The following is a 19,123-nucleotide window of genomic DNA, read 5'->3' as shown; positions in this document are numbered from 1 at the left end:
GCTGGCAGAATTCAGCAGATGCGGATGAGAACGATCACAGAATTGAAAGCGTTGGATAAACCCACGCGCGCCGTTCGGCGCACGTGGTTCAAGCAGCGGTGGTTACAGGTAAACGCGCAGATATTCACTCAGGCACAGGATCGCCATCGCCTGGCCGTATGGCATCGAGGTCAGCGGCACCTGACGATAGTACGCCAAATCCTTGCCCATTGCGGTGCCGAACGACACCTGCAACAGCTCCCCTTCGCCATTGATCTGTTCAATGACGCCTTTTACCGCCTTGGCCGCCACCTCGGCATACTGCTCGCCAATATAACGTTTACGTACCGCCTTCAGCATGCCGAACGCGAAGCCGGCGGTGGCCGAGGCCTCCAGATATGAATGCGGATCGTCAAGCAGCGTATGCCATAAACCGCTGTCATGCTGACAGCTGGCCAGCGCCGCCACCTGATCCTGCAACACCTGCAGCAGGAAACGACGCGTCGCGTCATGTTCCGGCAAATCCAGCAGGTCGAGGAATTCGGGGATAACGATGGTCAGCCAGCTGTTGCCGCGCGCCCAACGCGCCTTGGCGAAGTTGTGTTTGCCGTCGAAGGTCCAGCCATGGAACCACAGCCCGGTTTCCCGCTCCATCAGATGCTGGGTGTGGATCAGAAACTGATACTTGGCTTCTTCGATATACGCCGGGCGGTTCAGCAAGCGACCGATTTTAGCCAACGGCAGCACCGTCATCATCAGCGTGTCGTCCCACAGTTGCTGATGATTTTCCTCCGCCAGCGTCACATGCTGCATGCCGCCGCGTTCGGTGCGCGGCATTTCGTACATTGCCCATTCAGCCCAGCGCTCCAGATACGGTAACCAGCGCGAATCACCGGTTTCTTCGTAGCGGTAGGCCAAGGTCAGGAACGGACAGACGGTGTTGACGTTTTTGGTCGGCGTCCCTTCGGCAAAGCGTGCGCTGAACCAGTCGTCAATAATGGCACGCATTTTATCGTCACCGGTCTGTTGATAGTACTGGAGGATACCGTAGAGACCAACGCCGTGTGTCCACTCCCACCCGGCCCAACCTTTGGTATCAATCACCCGACCATCATCCAGCCGCAGCAAGAATTCGCCGTCCACATCGGTGATGTTTACCAGATTATCCACCAGGCGACCGATCAGCGCATGCAGCGTATCACGGCTGATGAAACGCTCAGGCTGGCGCAATAACGGACTGTGTTTTACGGGATAGACCAACATAACGTAATCCTCAAAATCATCATTACTTGTAGTGAGTCAAGCCGGCGACGCCACGCGCACTGGGCCGTGACGGCAGCGCTGCGGCAGCCGGCTTGTTGCGGTTGAGATAGCCAATGTTGTTGTTGCCCCACAGCGACTCGTAAGGCATCCCCGCCAGCGTCTCGATAATCTCGCGCGCCGGCGGGCTAATGTTTTCCGGTACCACGTCGCCGGCAACACGCATTTTTACCGTTTCCTCGCGTAACACCCGGTGGGTGTCCAGATTCAGTTTAAAGCGCAGGGAAATCAGGAAACCGATGCTCAACACCAGCACGGTGCCAAAACACAGCACCATTAAAATGGTGTGACTCACCTCCGGCCGCTGGACGCTATGACCGGAAACAAAGCCGGAATATTGCAGCATGATACCCACCAGCATCACCGCCCCGGCCTGGGACGCTTTGCGCGACAGCGTCATAATGCCGGCAAAAATGCCCTCGCGGCGTTGACCGGTGATCGCTTCGTCAACGTCGGCGATGTAGGTGTAAATATTCCATGGTACATAGTTGATACCGCCGCGCCCAAGACCGGCGAGGGCCGACACCAGCAGCAACAGCGAGAACACGTCGTTGAGATTGGCGTAGTACAACAGCGCATACGACATGGCGCTCAGGCCGAACAGCACCACTACCATGCGGTAGCTGGGCGCCGGGCCAAAGCGAATGCACAGAGGGATCATGGCAATGACGGCAATAAACTGCATGATGGCCATGGTGCCCATCAGATTGGAGGCCACCGAAGCGCTTTGCATCAGCACGAACACCACGTAATAGGTAAACACCGCGTTGAACACGTCCTGTGCGATATAGCCGCCAAGATACATGCCGAGATGCTGGCGAAAAATGCGAATGCGCAAGGTGGAGCTCAGTTCAATGCCCAGCCGACGCAGACTCTGCCACAGCGTCAGTTTCTGCCGCTCGGCTTCCAGCGCTGCGGCAGATTTCTTCTCTGGCGGCCGCTCCCAGGTGAAACAGTAGACCAGCGTCAATACCAGCGCACAGATCACTGAAAACACCAGGCTGGCATAGAAGAACGAGATCGGATTGTCTTTACCAAAATAGCTCAGCAGCATACCCGGCAGGAACGCGGCCAGGATGGCGGAAAGCTGCGCCAACGCAATGCGCGCGCCAGAGAACTTGGTTTTTTGTTTGAAATCATCGGTCATTTCCGGCACCAGCGTTTCATAAGGCACCAGAATCGAGGTGTATACCACGTCAAAAAACAGGTAGGTCAGCAGATAATAGCCATAGCTCATATCGCCAACCCACATCAGGCTATAACTGAATACCAGCGGTATGCCGAGCAGAATGAAGAATTTGCGGCGGCCGAAGCGCCTGCCGAGCCAGGTCGAGCCAAAATGGTCGGTCAGGTAGCCCATCAACGGGCTGACCAGCGCATCCAGCACTCTGGCCATGGCGAAAATAAACGTCGCTTCGATCGGACTGAGCCCGCAAAAGGTGGTGTAAAAGTACAGCAGCCAGGCCGCAGTCAGCGCGGTGGTTCCCGCCCCCAGAAAATCCCCCGAGCCGTAGGCAAGATAGTTTTTCAGCCCTATCTGGCGAGTATTCATTGCTGTCATCCTCATGGCCACATGACGGGAAACGTCCCGTGGTGCTATGGAACCTACCGGTAAAATAGGGAGATGAGCGCAGCAAAACCTTGCCATTTTTGCCAGCACGCCACACCGGGTGGCAGTGACGGAAAGATGGCGACGATCTACCTCTCCATTTTTATAAAACGAGGTTTTGATTATAATGAATCGTTGTATCTATTTATGTGAGAGTGGCGTGTTTTTGCCGTTTAGCGATGAGATATTTGCGGGGAAATGCTGCCCCGACGTTCGGTCTGGGGCAAGCGAAAATCACTGGCTAAGCTGGTGGGCAAGCTGCCGCAACTGGTCGGCAATCTGCTGCAGGTCTTGCTGACAGCGTTCCTTCGGCCCGCTGGACTGGCGAATAACCAGTTTGGCCGGCAAAATGGAAGAAGAACGCTGCATTTCGTCGTCGCTGGCGCTGAGGATCCGCCGCACCGCCTCCCTGCCCTGTAAATCCAGATCCAGTGACACCGTGGTCAACGCCGGGTGGAAGAAGGCGCTCTCATAGGCGTCATCATAGCCAATCACCGATTTTTTCCCTGGGATCGACAGCTGGTTCTGATGAAAAGCGCTTAGCACCCCGAGCGCCATCTGATCGTTGGCCACCAATACCGCTGAAAATTGCGGCGTTTCGCGCATCATTTGCAGCGCGCCGGCGTAACCGCTCTGCGCGTCCCAATTACCATGCAGCACAGTGACCGGTTGCAGAGCGTAATCCTGTAAGGCCTCCAGCCAGTTCTTCAACCTCAGGTTGGCGGAAATAGAGTGCTGCGGCCCGGCCAGCAGCGCGATATCCCGATGGCCGATTTCATACAGGTATTTAACGCTGGCGCGGGTACCGTCGGCAGGATTGAACGAGATGTTAAACACCGAGCTGTAAGGATCGACGTCAAGAAACAGACAAATGATGTCATCGTTATCAGCGGCGATCTTTTCTGCCGCTGCGGTTTCCAGCGGCACGTTGATGATAACCTTCTCAACCCGCTGCGACTTGAGTTCGTTGATCGCATCCTGCACTTCATGATTGACGTTCTCATCGATCATCGAGATCAACACCTGGTAGCCCTCGGCATTGGCGTAACGCTTGACCGCCGCAGCAATCTGCGAAGGCGCGTGCAACGCCAGCGAAATGGTCACCAGTCCTAGCGTACGGCTCTGCTTGCCGACCAGTTGTTGCGCCAGCCGATTGGGGACGTAGCGCAACGCTTCGATGGCATGCTCAACCTTGCGGCGCGTGGCTTCAGATACGTTGGCCGACTTGTTCAATACCCTGGAAACGGTTTGGTAAGACACGCCGGCATGGCGGGCGACATCCTCTAACGTCGTGCTTTTGGACTTCATCATCAATTCCCTACGGTTGCTCTGCGATGATTGTAACAGGCTATTCACCTTCGACACAGTTACCCCTGTCACAGTCAACAAAAACACCATGAAAGTTATTCGTTCACATTATGGCAATCAGTGATCGCACTCACTTATCGTAACAAATCCCGCTGTTTTGTTTGCACTAAATCACAATAAATTAATTATTCAATTGTACGTTTTTACAATTAGTCATTTTATAGCCTCGATTATGTGAACGTATTACAAAAATATAAAGAGGCATACATGAACACAAAACTGCGTAGCGTTTCCGTGGCGTTGGCGATGGCACTCACCGCTCCTGCCGTTTTTGCCATTGATTTTCATGGCTATTTACGATCAGGGGTTGGCGTTTCTCGCGATGGTGGTCTGGAGGAGTGGCAAAAGAACAAGGTTGGCCGTCTTGGCAATGAATCTGACACCTACGGCGAGATCGAGCTGGGCGCCGAAGTGTATAAAAAGAACGACGTCAGTTTTTATGTCAACAGCATGGTCAGCATGGTTTCCGACGGTTCCAATGACAATGAAAGCACGTTGAACGACGATGCCGAATTTGGCCTACGCCAGCTGAACGTGCAGATCAAGGGGCTGATCCCCGGCGATCCGAATGCGGTGATCTGGGGCGGAAAACGTTACTACCAACGTCATGACCTGCACATCATCGATACCAAATACTGGAACATTTCCGGCGCCGGTGCCGGGGTGGAAAACCTCAGCTTCGGGCCAGGTGCCGTCTCCGTCGCCTGGATCCGCGGCGATGGCAACGACGTGGACTATCGGGTAGATAACGACAACGATCTCAACATCAATTACCTCGATCTGCGCTATGCCGGCTGGAAACCGTGGGCCGGTGCCTGGACCGAGTTTGGCATTGATTACGCCATGCCGAACCCGACCAACAAGCAAAAGCAGTATGGCGGCCTGTACGACGCGGAAAACGGCGTGATGCTGACCGGCGAGATAAGCCAGGACATGCTGGGCGGCTACAACAAAACGGTGTTGCAGTACGCCACCAAGGGACTGGCGCAAAACATGATTTCCCAGGGCGGTGGCTGGTATGACGTTTGGAACAAAACCGACGACGCCACCGGCTATCGCGTCATCAATACCGGGCTGATCCCGATTACCGACAAGTTCTCCCTCAATCACGTTCTGACCTGGGGCTCAGCCAATGACATCAGCGAATATATCGACAAAAGCCGCCTGATTTCGCTGGTTGGTCGCGCGCAGTATCAGTTCACCGATTATGTTCGCGCCATTGGCGAAGTCGGCGGCTTTTATCAGAAAGATGACAACAAGGACGGTAGCCACTACAAACAGGGGGGTGAAAAATACACCGTGGCGCTGGGACTGGCGGATGGGCCGGACTTCATGTCGCGGCCGGAACTGCGGGTGTTTGCTTCTTATATGAATGATTCCGAACAGGGCAAATCCTTCCAGGATGGTACGGCAAGCGATACCTGGAATTTCGGCGTTCAGGTTGAAGCCTGGTGGTAAGCCGTTTCTGTTAAACGATATGACCTGTTTTAGTCCTACCCTCATCTCTATTTTTGACGATGCTCTCCGGTTAATGTCAGCCGTGGATAACCGTTATTGGCGGTTATCCACGTTTTTTTAATCCGCATGCTTTACCGCGAATCGCTGTTCCAATAATTGTCGCAGATTGTCTGACTGCTTGCCGAAAATAGCGTGTACCTCCTGGCCGATAATAATCACCCCCAGCGCTCCTGCCTGCTGTAACCCTTCGCTATCCAGCGCGGATAATTGCCTGAGCTTAACCCGCAAACGGGTAATACAGGCATCGACGTGAACAATATTATCCCTACCGCCAAGACAGCGCATCAGCGACGCCAAATAGTCGTCATCAACATTATTGACTGCCGCCGGTTTTGGCGGGTGAGAGAAATAGTGAATAAAGGCTTTCAAGCTGACCATCGTTATCTCCTGCAAACACACATAAAAAAACGCCCGTTCAAATGAACGGGCGCTGCGGTAATCGCTTAATCCAACCGACGGGTAATAACGCGGCAGCCCCATGGCCCCAGCGGCAGCTCACCCTGCAGCGTTTCCCCGTCCGACATATCCTGGTATATCGCCGGCAGCGTTACGCTCTTGGCGCGATCGCTGTAGTTTTGCACGATGATGAACTCACTCTCGCCGTCGCTGCGCCGATGCGCCGTCACCCCTTGCGGCAGCACGGTTTCCAGCGCACGGGGCAGCGCCAGTTCGGCGATGATCTTGCCAAAGAAATCGCGCTGGAATGCCGCATCGTTGCGTGAAGCGACGTACCACGCCTTGCCGTTGCCAAAGCTGTTGACCGTCAGCGCCGGGCGACCGGCATAAAAATCGCTGCCGTACACCGCCAGCGCGCTGGCGCCTTCCAGCGTAATCAGCTCGCACAAATGACGAGCCTGATAGCTGCCTTGCAACCCCAGCGCATTGCCCGGTACGCCGCGCACGCTGTTGGTTTCCTCATCGGTCAGGCAGTCTATTTCCTCCGCCCAGATGCCGAGCACGTTACGCAACGGTCCGGGGAAGCCGCCGAGGTGACACAGGTCGCTGTCGTTGACCACGCCGCTCCAATAGGTGACCACCAGTTGTCCCCCTTGGCTGACAAAGGCTTCCGCCCGTTCGGCGAAGCCGTCACGCACCATGTACAGCATGGGCGCAATCACCAATTTATAACTGGACAGATCGCAGTCGGCATTGATGATATCCACCGCAATGCCCTGTTCCCAAAACGGCCGATAATGCTCGGCGACCGTGCGCTCATAATGCATGCCGCTGTTGCGCGGCCCCTGCGCGTCATCCAGCGCCCAGCGGTTTTCCCAATCGAATATCACCGCCACCTGCGCTTCTACGCGGCTGCCGGCGACTGGCGCCATGGCGGCCAGCAGACGGCCCAGCTCGCAAACCTCCTGCCCCACGCGGGTATCCAGTCGACCAGAGTGGTCGATCACCGCGCCGTGGAATTTTTCCACCGAGCCGCGGCTTTTCCGCCATTGGAAATACTGTATCGAGTCCGCGCCGTGCGCCACCGCCTGCAATGACGACAGAATGTGCATCCCCGGTTTTTTCAGCTTGCTGGTGGGCTGCCAGTTGGTGACGCTGGGCGTGGATTCCATCAGCACAAATGGTTTGCCCTGTTTTAGCGTGCGCATCAGATCGTGGTACATGGCGGTATAGCAGGCCAGATCGCTTTCGTCCTCCTGGTTATGCCACATTGGGTAACTGTCCCAGGAGATAAAGTCGATCGCCTGCGCCAACTGCCAATAATCGTAGTCGTAGAAATATTCCATGAAATTGGTGGTGGCAGGCAGTGACGGGTTGGCGGCCTTCAGCGGCACGATCTCCTGCGCGCAAAAATCGGTGGCCTGCGCGGTGCAAAAGCGCCGCCAGTCAAGGTTCAATCCGTGGATCGACACTTCTCCCTGCGGCGCCGGCGATTCAATCTGTGACCAATCGCTGTAAGTGTGGCTCCAGAAGGTGCTCCACCAGGCCTGGTTCAACTTTTCCAGCGTCTGGTAGCGCTGTTGCAGCCAGACACGGAACTGGCTCTGGCAACGGTTGCAATGGCAGTCACCGCTGTATTCGTTGGAAATGTGCCAGCCGATCACCGCCGGATGGTCGGCATAACGCTGCGCCAGTTGACGGTTGATTTCGTTCACTTTGCGGCGATACACCGGCGAGGACAGGCAATGATTGTGCCGGCCACCGTGCAGCGCTGGCACCCGATCGCGCCCGACGCGTAGCACTTGCGGATATTTTTGTGACAGCCACGCCGGTCGCGCGCCGCTTGGCGTCGCCAGATAAACATAAATTCCCTGTGCATACAGCCGTTCAATCACCTCATCCAGCCAGGCGAACTGATATTCTCCCTCTACCGGCTCCAGCATCGCCCAGCTGAAAATACCCACCGACATCACGTTGCAGTGTGCCTGCTTCATCATTTCAATGTCTTTATCCAGCATTCCCGGATAATTAATCCACTGCTCCGGGTTATAGTCTGCCCCATGCAATAGGCCGGGCGCCCTTGCATTCAAAGGAGGAAATTTGTTCATCATGATTCCTTAAAATTAACCACCCAAGGTATTAACGAAATACGCGCAATTAATTAAATGCTTTTATTGAAGGCAAAACTTTACCCTGGCAATCAAATAACGCCTGATTCTCTCGGGCATTACCGTCCTTACCTGATTCGCCGATATATTTCATACCGACCGGCGTCGCCCAACCGGCACCAGGCACTGCAATCCAGGTAGGTTCCCAATAAAATATGCCTTTCCCCCGTCCGTTGGGCACGTTAATAACGCCTTGCATCAGATCGCGAATATAATCTGCCTGCCCCTGGACCGTTGCCGGATAACCGCCCGCCTGGGCTTCCTTGGCAGAAAAGCTGTTTTCGGTATCATCACAGTTTTCCAACGAATAACCGTAGGCGGCTTCCACCACGATCACATCTTTGCCATAGCGTTGGCTGATGTCGTTCATATTGTTTTGCAGCGTGGCGATCGGGCCATCCCAATAGGTGTACATCGACAGACCAATCACATCGAACGGTACCTGGCGCCGGGTTATCTCGTCGAACCACCAGCGGAAGGTGTCATTCTTGGTGCCTTCCGCCAGATGCAGCATGATTTTGACCTGCGACGGCGAATCGAGATTTTCCCGCAACCCGGCGATGGCGGCGTTCAGCAAACCGGCCAACCGATCAAATTCGCCGCCGTTCTGCCCCCAGCTCTTTCCTTCCGGCCACAGTATGCCGCCGTTGATTTCATTGCCGATCTGGACCATGTCCGGCAGTACACCTTGCTGCTTAAAGCTGGCGATGGTGTCGCGCGTGTAGTCGTGGATCGCCGTAGTCAACTGCGTATAGGTCATGCTATTCCAGGCTTTCGGCTTGAACTGCTTGCCCGGATCGGTCCAAAAATCGCTGTAGTGAAAATCCAGTAGCACTTTCATGCCCTGTGCCTTGGCGCGCTTGGCCAGTGCCAGCGTGGTGGCCAGATCGTTATCGCCGCCGCCGTAGCGCTGGCCGGCGCCATCACTGGGATCAACCCATAAACGCAAACGTATGTAATTGACGCCGTTATGCTTCAAAATCGCCAAGGGATCCTGCTGCACATGGTGTTCGTTATAAAAAACGCCGCCATGCCGCTCCACGTCTTGCAGGGTGGAAATATCAGCGCCCTTGATAAAGTCAGACGGCGCATTCAGCAACGGCTTGATGACGACGCTATCCGCCGCTGATACCCCTGGCGAGGCTAACGCCAGCGCCAGACTGATGCTTAAAAACAACGGTTTGATGGTTCGCATTGCATTATCCTTTGGTGCTGCCCGAGGTCAGGCCGGAGACAAAGTACTTTTGCAGGGCCAGGTACAAGATGGCGACCGGGACCGCAATCAGCACCGCGCCCGCCGCGTAGGTGGTGTAACTGGCACCCATCTTCTGCGCTACCAGGTTGTACAGGCCAATCGGCAGCGTGTACTGATCCGGCGTACGCAAGATAGTGCTCGACAAAATGAAGTCGCCCAGCGGGCCGGTAAACGAAAACAGCGCCACCACCGCCAGAATCGGTTTGGAGAGCGGCATGATGATTTCGATGAAAATGCGAAAATTGCCGGCACCATCCATCCGCGCCGACTCATCCAGATCCCTGGGAATGGCGTCCAGATAGCCCTTCATCAGATAGGTATTCATCGGGATCATGCCCGCCACATAAATCAGCACCAGCGCCAGGTGGCTATTGATCAATCCCAGCAGTTGCGACAGCACAAAAATGGCGATCAGCGCCGAAAACTGCGGGATCATTTGCAGCAACAGGAACAGCATCAGGCCGTTTTGACGGCCTTTAAAGCGAAAGCGCGAAAAGGCGTAGGCGGTGAAGCTGACGCTTATCAGCGTCAATACCATGGTCAGAAAGCTGATCTTCATCGAATTCCAATACCAGGTCAGATAGTTGACCTTACCGTTGAAAAGATCGGCGTAGTGCTGGAACGACAGATTTTCCGGAATAATGGCGCTGCTAAGCAGGCTGTTACCGGCATTGAGCGATGCACCAATGGTCCAGATCAGCGGATAGATGATGACGATCGACACCATGACGATCAACAACCAGGACAGCGACAGCCGCAGCCATTTTTCTTGCTTGATGCTTTTTGAGGTTGCCATAGGATCCCCTTACGCCATGTCGTCGTTTTTGAACGATTTGGTGGCGCGGAACTGCCACAGTGCCAGCCCCACCACAAAAATCGACAGCAGAATGGTGATGGTGGCGGCGATGGCATACTGCGAGGAAGACATCGTCAGCTTGTAGATCCACGACACCAGAATATCGGTTCCACCGGCGTTGGAACCCGCTACCGCCGGCCCGCCGTTATTGAACAGATAGATAATATTGAAATTGTTAAAATTGAAGGTGTATTGGGTGATGATGATCGGCGCTATCGAATACAGCACTAACGGCAGCGTAATGGTGCGCAGCTTGGTCAGGGTGCTGGCACCATCCATCGTCGCCGCTTCGTACAGATCGTCCGGGATCGCCTGTAGCACGCCGGTGGTCATGGCGAACACAAACGGGAACCCCAGCCAGGTCTGCATCAGGATCAACGCGGTTTTGGTCCAGAACGGATCGGTCATCCACGCCTTTGGCGCAATGCCGAAGAACGCCAGGATCGCATTGTTAATCACCCCAAACGAATCATTGAACATACCGGCAAATACCAGAATGGTGACAAAGCCCGGCACCGCCCATGGCAGAATGAAAATGGTGCGGATCAGCGGTTTGAAGCGTAAATCCTTCTGATTCACCAGGATCGCCAACAGTACGCCGACGGTGCATTGCAGCGTGGTGGCCAGCAGCGTCCAGACCACCGTCCATTGCAGCACGTCGAGGAAGGTCGATCGCCAGATCGACAGGGTAAAAATATTGACGAAGTTTTTAAACCCGACCCAATCCACCAGCTTGGCCGGCGGCGTGTGATAGAGGTTGTAATTGGTGAAGGCGATCGAAAAACCGAACAGGATCGGGAAAATCACCACAAACACCAACAGGATGAACCCCGGGGTAATCATCAGGTACGGGAAACCTTCGCTCAGCAATATGCGGTATTGCTGACGCACGCCGTTAAGCGCCTGGCCTGCGTCGCGCCTTTTGCCGTTAAGCCAGGCGTCACGCAGCGACAGCAGGTACAGCGCCAGCCCAAAGCCGAGGATCAACACGCTGATGATGCCTTCCGCCAGCAGGAATATCGAGTTGTCGCGCGGCACCTGTTCGCCTAACGTATAAAGTCCCCATAAGCCTTCGGCAAGAAAATCATCAAATACGCCAATAAAACTGCTCAGCAAAATCAGGAAAATCAGCCCTTTCGCCCACTGCCGGTGATAGAACTGACCAAAACCGGGTATCAGGGCCAGCAGCAGGCCGGCCAGCGCATGGTGGCTGCGGCCCTTGTCTGCGGCTAGTTTTTCGCTGGGAGTGATAATCACACACTGCTCCTTCATTTAACGGGAGCGTACCCCCGTCCAGATGAGATGGTTACTGATTGCTGGCCTGCATCGCCTCAATTTGCATTTTGATCTGCTTGACCGCGTCATTGAGCGCCGCTTCCGGCGGCTGCTTGCCGGTCATGCTCAGCTCCAGCGCGGCATTGGCCGGCCCCCAGACTTCCTGCATTTCCGGCACCCCCGGCATGGCGGTCGCTTCGCTGGCCTGTATCGCCACCGCACTGGCCCGTTCATCATTTTTAATCAGCGGATCGTCAATCATCGCCACCAGCGGCGGGATTTCTTTGGTGGCCTGGTAACGGGTTTTTACATATTCAGGCTGGTTGATAAATTCAATGAATTTCTGCGCTAACGCGCGATCTTTGCTCCAGGTGGAAATGACGTAACCTTTCACTCCCAGGAAGGCGTTCATCGGCTTGCCGTTGGCCAGCTTCGGCAGCGGTGCTACGCCATAGTTGATACCGGCATCGGCGTAAGGCTGAAACGCCCATGGACCGTTGATCACTGCCGCGGCTTTGCGCTCGGTAAATAACGAGTCAATGGCGTTCAGGCCGCTATCGCCAATAATGCCGGTTGGGAACAGGCCATCGGCATAGAATTTTTTTAACGTATTGACGGCGGCAATGCTGCCGGGTGCATTGAGACCAATGTCGAGCGGATTCACGCTGCCGTTCTGGCTATGGCCAAAGATATAGCCGCCCATCGCAGCCATCACGCCCCAGCTGTAATACATCTGATCAAACTTGGCCAGCAGACCGTATTGGTTCGCCGCCCGTTGCCGTTTGGAAAAATCATGGTAGTCGTCCAGGGTGGCCAACGGCTGCGGCAGTAGATCCTTGTTGTAAATCAGCACTAGCGTTTCCACCGCCTTTGGCAAGCCGTACAGCGTGTTATCCATGGTAAAGGCGGCGATTGCCGGCTTGGTGAATGCTTCGACCTTGGCCTGATCCACCTTCAGCGGCGTTAACAGCCCCTGCACCACCGCGGCGCCCAACTGATCGTTGGGGATCACCAGCACATCAGGTCCGATGCCAGCCGGCCCGTCCAGCCGCAGTTTTTCAATTTGCTGGGCATAGGGCATTTCCTGCAGATTGATTTTGACGTTGTACTGTTTTTCAAAATCGCCGATCGCCTGCTTGATGCCGGCGGATTTCTTGATGTCTTCCCAGACCGTCAGTTGCTGTCCGGTGGCCGCTGCGGCAAAACCGGCATATTGGCTGGTCAGCGCCAGCAGAATCAGTGCACCCATGGTATGTCTTTTCATTCCACGCCCCTTTGTGAAGGTATTACATTTTTTATTTTTACGTTTGATTTAACCTTGTGCGAGCAGGATATGATCCTTGCTGTATCTGCACTAATACAGAGTACCTCCTCGCCCTTTCTCGATGTTATACGCTACGCTTATGTCACGGATAACACGATACAAATATCGCCAATCTGTGATCGTGATTGCAGAAATGAAACAGCGGGATAGGGCATGGGATAACGCGCAGTTATAGTCATTTCAAGCCTTTCGAGCCCTTTTCGCCGAGTTTGATTTTTTTGTTATACGTAATACAACAAACAAAAAATGGCCGATGCCGGCGACGCGTTCACTGATAACTTTCTAAGGATCGACAGATGTCCAGCATAAGACTGAGGAATGTCACCAAACGCTTTGGCAACGCGGTGACGCTGCAAAATATCAACCTAGATATTGAAGGCGGCGAATTCGCCGTGTTTGTTGGCCCATCGGGCTGTGGCAAATCCACCCTGCTGCGCATGATCGCCGGCTTGGAGGATATCAGCGAAGGCGAGGTGCTGATTGGTGACCAGCGGGTCAACGACGTGGCGCCCGCCCATCGCGGCGTGGCGATGGTGTTTCAATCCTATGCGCTATACCCGCATATGACGGTCGCCGAAAACATGGGTTACGGGCTGAAAGTCAACGGAATGCCAAAAGAGCAGATCCGCCATCAGGTCGAAATGGTGGCAAAAACGCTGCAGCTGTCGCATTTGCTGGATCGTAAACCTAAACAGCTTTCCGGCGGTCAGCGTCAGCGCACCGCCATCGGCCGCGCCATTGTGCGCAACCCCAAGGTCTTTATGTTCGATGAACCCCTGTCCAATCTGGATGCCGAGCTGCGCGTCGATATGCGCCTGCACATTGCCAAACTGCATCAGGAATTGAAAACTACCATGGTGTATGTCACCCACGATCAGGTTGAAGCGATGACCCTCGCCGATAAGATCGTGGTGATGAATTACGGTAAGGTGGAACAAATGGGTACGCCAATGGCGTTGTACTACAACCCGATCAACCGCTTCGTCGCCGGTTTTATCGGCTCGCCAAAGATGAATTTTTTGCCGGTGACGGTGGTCAACTGGTCGCCGGAAGCGCTGACCGTCGCCATTGAGCACGGCAGCACGCTGACGCTGGCATTGTCTACCCGGCAGCTGCAGTCCGGCGATGCACTAACGCTCGGCATTCGCCCGGAACACCTCTCTACCGCCGGCGATGCGCCGTTGCGACTGGATTTTCATTGCGAAGTGGTTGAGCGGCTCGGTAATAACACCTATCTGTTTGGGCAATGCCACGGGCATGATGGTTTCAAGATACTGTTGCCCGGCGATGCACATTTTCTGCCGTACCAGAAAGTGCAGCTCGGGTTTGACGCCGCACAGTGCCTGGTATTTGACGCCGATGGCGCACGCATCAGCGCAGACATAACGATCCCGCATCAATAACAGTATCGCCACGGTCGCGATCGACAGCGTAAGGATACGCCGTCGCCGACGTATTTAGCCCATGCCGTGTTACGATAAAACGTATCACTGAGCTACTCTAGGCTTAACGTCATCTCGGCAAGGAAGTCAATATGCCCCCGTCGCATCATCATCGAGTCATGCCAACCATGGCTGCGGAACAGCTGTGCCGTAGCCTGCCGGCGTTGCTGACAACCTCGCCGGCCAGCGCCCGGCTGTCCCCCACTAACTATCAGCACATCCTTGCGTACTGTAACGTACGGCCCGATCTCGCCGGTTGGCGAAGCTTTCTCACCCTGGCACTGGCGCTATTGGGATTGCTGGCGCTGGTAGCCGGCAGCGTGTTTTTTATCGCCAGCAACTGGCAGGCCATGCCGGTATTTGCCAGGTTCGCGATGATTGAACTGCTGATCCTGGCGCTGGCGACGATAGTTTGGCAACGATGGTACGATGCCGTCGCGCGCAGCGCGCTACTGGCGGTGGGATTAAGCTTCGGTGGTTTATTCGCGCTATACGGCCAGGTTTATCAAACCGGCGCCGACGCTTGGCAACTGTTCTTCACCTGGGCGTGCGTGTTGTTGCCGCTGGCGCTGATTGGCCGCCAGAATGGCCTGTGGCTGTGTGCCTGGGCGGTAGCCAGTCTGGCATTCCAACTGTACTACGCCAGTTGGGCGGCAAATGTCGTGGCCCCCCCGTGGTGGGCCAACGGCGACAGCGTGCTGCTCGGCTATCTGCTGGTGCAATCGCTATGCCTGATCGTGCGTGAAGCGTTGGCGGCTCGTGCGCGGCCGTCTTCCTGGCTAGCGCGCCGATGGCTGTCGTGGATGATGGCAGGATATGTGTTGCTGATCCTGACGCTGCGGTTGATTGAGGCGATTGCCGACTGGCGCTTCTTCGCCTCTGCCGCATTGACGGCCGCGCTGTGGGTGCTGCTACTGTTGGGTGGATATGCCTATTATCGCCAGCGCGCGGCCGATCTCTGCATGCTGACGTTGGGCGTAACCAGCCTGATGCTGCTCGGCTGTGCGTTGATTTATCGTCTGGTGGCTCGGGCATGGGAGGTCGGGCCGTTATTCGCGATGTGCGCACTGATGGCGCTGTGGCTGCTGGCCTGCGGAGCGCTGTTGCTACGTTGGCGACAGGCGCTGTCTCAATCCGCCCTATCGGGCGTAACGCACCATCAGTGGGACGAGCTACTGGCACCGTTACGTCAGCGGCAATGGCTGACCACGGCGCAAAGCGAACAGCTGATGCGCTGCAATCCGTCGGACAGGCTACCGTGGTACCTGCATATCGCGCTGGCCATCAGCGGCTGGCTGGCGGCAATGATCATATTATTACTATTGGCGCTGCTGCTTTACGTCAGTGGCTTACTGGATTCGCTGGACGGCGGGTCGCTGATGCTGTTTTCGCTGTTGATTGCCATTCCTGCCGCCGTGCTGTTACGCAAACCCGGTATCGGCACACGGCAGATCGGCCTGGCGTGGGCCATCGCCGCCAGCTGCGGTTTATCTGTCGGCATTTACATGTTGGATGAAACACGCTGGCTGCCGGCCGATATCAGCCGCGCGCTGTGGTTGCTGCCGGTGCTGGGCGGAATGGCGTGGCTGATGCCCGATCGCAGCTATCGGTTTATGGCCAGTGCTGTCTCAACGCTGATCCTGCTGTTGCCAGGCGCCTACCTTGCCGAGCACCATTGGTCATCCAGCGCCAGCGCGGCGTTGATGCTGGCAATAAGCGCCACGGTCACGTTCGGCTGGCTGTCCGTGCTGCATCGACAGCAACGATATCCGGCAGTTGCCGGCCACGGCATGATCGGCGCGCTGGGCTACGGCATCCCGGCAGGGCTGGCGCTGTCGTGCCTTGCCAGCGTTCACGCCGACATGTTCGACGTTATCTTCTGGCGCAACGCCAGCAAGGCCAACCTGCCGATGATGCTGGGTATCGGCATCGCCATCGGCCTGATCGCGGCAACCTGGCGGTATGCGGTAAAAACCGCTGCGCCGGCTACGCCGATTCTGCTGCCGGCCGCCGTTATCTGTGGTTCGATCGCCGTTTTTGCGCCGGGCATCGGCCTAGGGCTGGCGCTGCTATTGCTGGCTCGTTATCAGGGACGCCATGTATCATTGGTCGCTGCCGCGGCCTTCCTGTTGTTATATCTGATCGACTGGTACTATTTTCTTGGCATCAGCTTGCTGCAAAAATCACTGCTGCTGGTCGTCAGCGGACTCGTGCTGTTGGCGCTGCTGGCGGTGGTGCGTAAAACGTTACCACCGACGTCTGGAGGCTGTCATGCACATGAATAAGCGGCTGAAATGGCTGTTTATGGGGGTGGTATTACTGAGTCTGGCCGGCGTTAATCAGGCAATTTATCAACGACAACAGACGCTGAAACAGGGCACGGTGGTGATCCTGGCGCTGGCGCCGGTAGACCCGCGCTCATTGATGCAAGGTGATTATATGGCGCTGGACTACGCGCTGAGCCGTCAGTTGCAACAGCAGATCCGCCAGCAGCGTCAAACCTGTCGTGCGCAGGATAACTGCCCACCTCCCGCCGGCAGTGGCAAGATCGTGGTGAGACTGGATGCCAGGCACCATGCCGTAGACGCCGCATTCTATCAACAGCAGACGCTGCAACCCGGACAAGTACTGATGCAATATCGCCTTGCCGCCAACGCGGTACATATCGGCACCTCAAGTTACTTCTTCCCGGAAGGTCAGGCTGAACGCTTCTCAAAAGCACGCTACGGCGAGTTCCGCGTCGACCGGCACGGCACTGCGTTATTGACCCACCTGCTCGACGCGCAGGGAGAGCGCATCGTCGCCCCCCGCTGACTGCGGGTGAGAAAAACGAAAAACCCCGCGCTTCCAGGAAGCACGGGGTTTGAATTTTATGGCGGAGGAGCAGAGATTCGAACTCTGGAACGGTTTCCCGTCGACGGTTTTCAAGACCGTTGCCTTCAGCCACTCGGCCACCCCTCCGCAATGAGCCGCACTATAAACACAGTGGATTCGCTTGTAAAGCCCGCCACGACGCGATCGCGCGAAAAACCGGCACGCGGCGGCCGGACGTTGAATAAAGCAGCAATTTGCGCGTTGTTGCAGCAATGATAACTGACGGTAAAGATTGGTAAACAAACTTTAATCAAACGCTTGCGCTGCCTATCATCGTGATTAATTTTGTGATGACCTGATAAGAGAGATCATTATGGACCGCATTGTCGTCTCATCCTCGCGCGATTCGTTGCTCAGCACGCATAAAGTGCTGCGCAATACCTATTTCCTGCTGTCGCTGACGCTCGGTTTCTCCGCGTTGACCGCCACTGCCAGCACCATGCTGGGCTTGCCGGCTCCGGGCCTGCTGTTGATGCTGGTCGGCTTCTATGGCCTGATGTTCCTGACCCACAAGCTGGCCAACAGCCCGGCAGGTATCCTGGCGGCGTTTGCGTTGACCGGTTTTATGGGTTACACCCTGGGACCGATTCTTAGCTCGTTCCTCAATGCCGGCGCCGGTGACCTGATCATGCTGGCGTTGGGTGGTACTGCCCTGGTGTTCTTCTGCTGTTCTGCCTATGTGCTGACCACGCGTAAGGACATGTCGTTCCTGTCAGGCATGATGATGGCGGGCTTTGTGGTTCTGCTGGTAGCAGTGATAGCCAACCTGTTCCTGCAAATCCCTGCCCTGCACTTGGCGATCAGCGCGCTGTTTATCCTGTTCTCTGCCGGCGCCATTTTGTGGGAAACCAGCAATATCATTCATGGCGGCGAAACCAACTACATCCGTGCAACGGTTGGCCTGTATGTTTCGCTGTACAATATGTTCATCAGCCTGTTGAGCATTCTGGGCTTCGCCCGCAGCAACTGATAACCTCAGTCGACAACGTTTTCCAGCCCCGCTTATGCGGGGCTTTGTTTTTGATGGCGACGAAAATTTGCTAAACTGCGCGGCGTGATGAATTACCGATTATCGAGGCTGTATGTTGGAGTTTGAAGGTCAGGTTATCGACACTGACGCGCAAGGATACTTGAAGAACAGCGACGACTGGCATGAAAGCCTGGCGCCGCTGTTGGCCGCACAGGAAGAGATTGTTCTGACCGATGCCCACTGGGAAGTGGTGCGTTTTGTGCGCGCCTTTTATCAGGAATTTAATACCTCACCGGCGATCCGTATGCTGGTCAAGGCCATGGCGCAAAAATACGGCGAAGAAAAAGGCAACAGCCGCTATCTGTACCGACTGTTTCCCAAAGGGCCAGCCAAGCAGGCCACCAAAATTGCCGGTCTCCCCAAACCGGTAAAATGCATCTGACAGGCTAATAACGGATATCAAATCCGTTAAATGCCTCAACGCCTCGAGGCTCCACCAGGACGCGCTCAACGCGCGCGCCACGAGGGCCTCCGGCTTTTAACCAAGCCACCAGGGCATCGACTTGCTGCTGCTGACCGCAGGCCAGCACTTCCACGCTACCGTCGTCCAGATTGCGCGCATAGCCGGTCAGCCCCAACGCATTGGCCTTGCTCTGCGTGTTATAGCGGAAGCCCACGCCCTGCACTACGCCATAGACATACGCGGCGATACAAACCTGAGTCATAACACTCTCCCTAACCCGCTAACGGTAAGGACAGTATAATAGAA

Annotated in this window: 16 protein-coding genes and 1 tRNA gene; 6 read left to right on the top strand and 11 right to left on the bottom strand. The window is 55.6% G+C overall.

Annotation, left to right across the window (positions count from 1 at the left end; all coding sequences use genetic code 11):
- Positions 1-102: 102 nt before the first annotated feature.
- The 3 genes from bglB to ACCC84_RS02190 all read right to left on the bottom strand — a co-directional run bounded on the left by bglB (position 103) and on the right by ACCC84_RS02190 (position 4,216).
- Positions 103-1,242: a beta-galactosidase BglB gene (gene bglB / locus ACCC84_RS02200; RefSeq protein ID WP_004964597.1), complete on the bottom strand. Its 1,140-nt coding sequence runs from the start codon at positions 1,240-1,242 to the stop codon at positions 103-105.
- 22 nt (positions 1,243-1,264) lie between these two features.
- Positions 1,265-2,851, bottom strand: coding sequence for an MFS transporter (locus ACCC84_RS02195; RefSeq protein WP_039992232.1), 1,587 nt, complete (start codon positions 2,849-2,851; stop codon positions 1,265-1,267).
- Positions 2,852-3,142: 291 nt separating this feature from the next.
- A complete protein-coding gene (locus ACCC84_RS02190) occupies positions 3,143-4,216 on the bottom strand; it encodes a LacI family DNA-binding transcriptional regulator (protein WP_371901656.1) in 1,074 nt (357 codons plus the stop codon).
- Between the two features lie 267 nt (positions 4,217-4,483).
- Between ACCC84_RS02190 and ACCC84_RS02185 the strand changes: the two genes are divergently transcribed.
- The gene (locus ACCC84_RS02185) at positions 4,484-5,734 is read left to right on the top strand and encodes a maltoporin (protein ID WP_004964608.1); all 1,251 of its coding nucleotides are present in this window, start codon (positions 4,484-4,486) and stop codon (positions 5,732-5,734) included.
- Positions 5,735-5,851: 117 nt separating this feature from the next.
- On the opposite strand, the gene ACCC84_RS02180 is transcribed toward ACCC84_RS02185, so the two are convergent.
- The 6 genes from ACCC84_RS02180 to ACCC84_RS02155 all read right to left on the bottom strand — a co-directional run bounded on the left by ACCC84_RS02180 (position 5,852) and on the right by ACCC84_RS02155 (position 13,008).
- On the bottom strand, positions 5,852-6,172 hold the full coding sequence (locus tag ACCC84_RS02180; protein WP_004964611.1) for a PTS sugar transporter subunit IIB: 321 nt from the start codon (positions 6,170-6,172) through the stop codon (positions 5,852-5,854).
- A 65-nt stretch (positions 6,173-6,237) separates the two neighbouring features.
- A complete protein-coding gene (locus ACCC84_RS02175; RefSeq protein ID WP_039992234.1) occupies positions 6,238-8,298 on the bottom strand; it encodes a beta-galactosidase in 2,061 nt (686 codons plus the stop codon).
- Between the two features lie 49 nt (positions 8,299-8,347).
- Entirely contained in the window at positions 8,348-9,553 is a 1,206-nt protein-coding gene (locus tag ACCC84_RS02170) for a glycoside hydrolase family 53 protein (protein ID WP_004964615.1), read from the bottom strand.
- Positions 9,554-9,557: 4 nt separating this feature from the next.
- Positions 9,558-10,409, bottom strand: a complete 852-nt coding sequence (locus ACCC84_RS02165) for a sugar ABC transporter permease (RefSeq protein ID WP_004964618.1) — start codon at positions 10,407-10,409, stop codon at positions 9,558-9,560.
- Between the two features lie 9 nt (positions 10,410-10,418).
- A complete protein-coding gene (locus ACCC84_RS02160; RefSeq protein WP_039992235.1) occupies positions 10,419-11,726 on the bottom strand; it encodes a carbohydrate ABC transporter permease in 1,308 nt (435 codons plus the stop codon).
- 49 nt (positions 11,727-11,775) lie between these two features.
- Positions 11,776-13,008, bottom strand: a complete 1,233-nt coding sequence (locus ACCC84_RS02155) for an extracellular solute-binding protein (protein ID WP_039992237.1) — start codon at positions 13,006-13,008, stop codon at positions 11,776-11,778.
- Positions 13,009-13,364: 356 nt separating this feature from the next.
- Here ACCC84_RS02155 and ACCC84_RS02150 point away from each other — a divergent pair, with 356 nt between their 5' ends.
- The 3 genes from ACCC84_RS02150 to ACCC84_RS02140 all read left to right on the top strand — a co-directional run bounded on the left by ACCC84_RS02150 (position 13,365) and on the right by ACCC84_RS02140 (position 17,324).
- Entirely contained in the window at positions 13,365-14,471 is a 1,107-nt protein-coding gene (locus ACCC84_RS02150; protein ID WP_198772730.1) for an ABC transporter ATP-binding protein, read from the top strand.
- A gap of 131 nt (positions 14,472-14,602) precedes the next feature.
- Positions 14,603-16,795 carry a DUF4401 domain-containing protein gene (locus ACCC84_RS02145; protein ID WP_371901501.1) on the top strand — a complete coding sequence of 731 codons (2,193 nt, stop codon included), beginning with the start codon at positions 14,603-14,605 and terminating at the stop codon, positions 16,793-16,795.
- Complete coding sequence (locus tag ACCC84_RS02140; protein ID WP_371901500.1) at positions 16,782-17,324, top strand: GDYXXLXY domain-containing protein; 543 nt, start codon at positions 16,782-16,784, stop codon at positions 17,322-17,324. Before ACCC84_RS02145 ends, ACCC84_RS02140 begins: the two co-directional genes overlap by 14 nt.
- Before the next feature lie 59 nt (positions 17,325-17,383).
- Here the strand turns inward: ACCC84_RS02140 and ACCC84_RS02135 are convergent.
- Positions 17,384-17,471 (bottom strand) — tRNA-Ser (locus ACCC84_RS02135).
- A 226-nt stretch (positions 17,472-17,697) separates the two neighbouring features.
- Between ACCC84_RS02135 and yccA the strand changes: the two genes are divergently transcribed.
- Together yccA and tusE are read left to right on the top strand one after the other, a co-directional pair.
- Positions 17,698-18,354, top strand: coding sequence for an FtsH protease modulator YccA (gene yccA, locus ACCC84_RS02130; protein ID WP_004964637.1), 657 nt, complete (start codon positions 17,698-17,700; stop codon positions 18,352-18,354).
- Between the two features lie 112 nt (positions 18,355-18,466).
- On the top strand, positions 18,467-18,796 hold the full coding sequence (gene tusE, locus ACCC84_RS02125) for a sulfurtransferase TusE (RefSeq protein WP_004964640.1): 330 nt from the start codon (positions 18,467-18,469) through the stop codon (positions 18,794-18,796).
- 4 nt (positions 18,797-18,800) lie between these two features.
- Here tusE and yccX read toward each other — a convergent pair whose 3' ends face one another.
- Complete coding sequence (gene yccX / locus ACCC84_RS02120; RefSeq protein WP_004964644.1) at positions 18,801-19,079, bottom strand: acylphosphatase; 279 nt, start codon at positions 19,077-19,079, stop codon at positions 18,801-18,803.
- Positions 19,080-19,123 lie beyond the last annotated feature (44 nt).

The sequence above is a fragment of the Serratia odorifera genome (assembly GCF_041448735.1).
Taxonomy (GTDB): domain Bacteria; phylum Pseudomonadota; class Gammaproteobacteria; order Enterobacterales; family Enterobacteriaceae; genus Serratia_F; species Serratia_F odorifera.
This window is presented reverse-complemented; position numbering and strand designations above follow the sequence as displayed.

Bases quoted from the DNA above. Each gene is read 5' to 3' on its own strand.
- yccA (WP_004964637.1), top strand. From the start codon at position 17,698: ATGGACCGCATTGTCGTCTCATCCTCGCGCGATTCGTTGCTCAGCACG.
- yccX (WP_004964644.1), bottom strand. From the start codon at position 19,079: ATGACTCAGGTTTGTATCGCCGCGTATGTCTATGGCGTAGTGCAGGGC.
- bglB (WP_004964597.1), bottom strand. From the start codon at position 1,242: ATGTTGGTCTATCCCGTAAAACACAGTCCGTTATTGCGCCAGCCTGAG.
- ACCC84_RS02185 (WP_004964608.1), top strand. From the start codon at position 4,484: ATGAACACAAAACTGCGTAGCGTTTCCGTGGCGTTGGCGATGGCACTC.
- ACCC84_RS02150 (WP_198772730.1), top strand. From the start codon at position 13,365: ATGTCCAGCATAAGACTGAGGAATGTCACCAAACGCTTTGGCAACGCG.
- tusE (WP_004964640.1), top strand. From the start codon at position 18,467: ATGTTGGAGTTTGAAGGTCAGGTTATCGACACTGACGCGCAAGGATAC.
- ACCC84_RS02145 (WP_371901501.1), top strand. From the start codon at position 14,603: ATGCCCCCGTCGCATCATCATCGAGTCATGCCAACCATGGCTGCGGAA.
- ACCC84_RS02175 (WP_039992234.1), bottom strand. From the start codon at position 8,298: ATGAACAAATTTCCTCCTTTGAATGCAAGGGCGCCCGGCCTATTGCAT.
- ACCC84_RS02170 (WP_004964615.1), bottom strand. From the start codon at position 9,553: ATGCGAACCATCAAACCGTTGTTTTTAAGCATCAGTCTGGCGCTGGCG.
- ACCC84_RS02195 (WP_039992232.1), bottom strand. From the start codon at position 2,851: ATGAATACTCGCCAGATAGGGCTGAAAAACTATCTTGCCTACGGCTCG.
- ACCC84_RS02165 (WP_004964618.1), bottom strand. From the start codon at position 10,409: ATGGCAACCTCAAAAAGCATCAAGCAAGAAAAATGGCTGCGGCTGTCG.
- ACCC84_RS02140 (WP_371901500.1), top strand. From the start codon at position 16,782: ATGCACATGAATAAGCGGCTGAAATGGCTGTTTATGGGGGTGGTATTA.
- ACCC84_RS02180 (WP_004964611.1), bottom strand. From the start codon at position 6,172: ATGGTCAGCTTGAAAGCCTTTATTCACTATTTCTCTCACCCGCCAAAA.
- ACCC84_RS02155 (WP_039992237.1), bottom strand. From the start codon at position 13,008: ATGAAAAGACATACCATGGGTGCACTGATTCTGCTGGCGCTGACCAGC.
- ACCC84_RS02190 (WP_371901656.1), bottom strand. From the start codon at position 4,216: ATGAAGTCCAAAAGCACGACGTTAGAGGATGTCGCCCGCCATGCCGGC.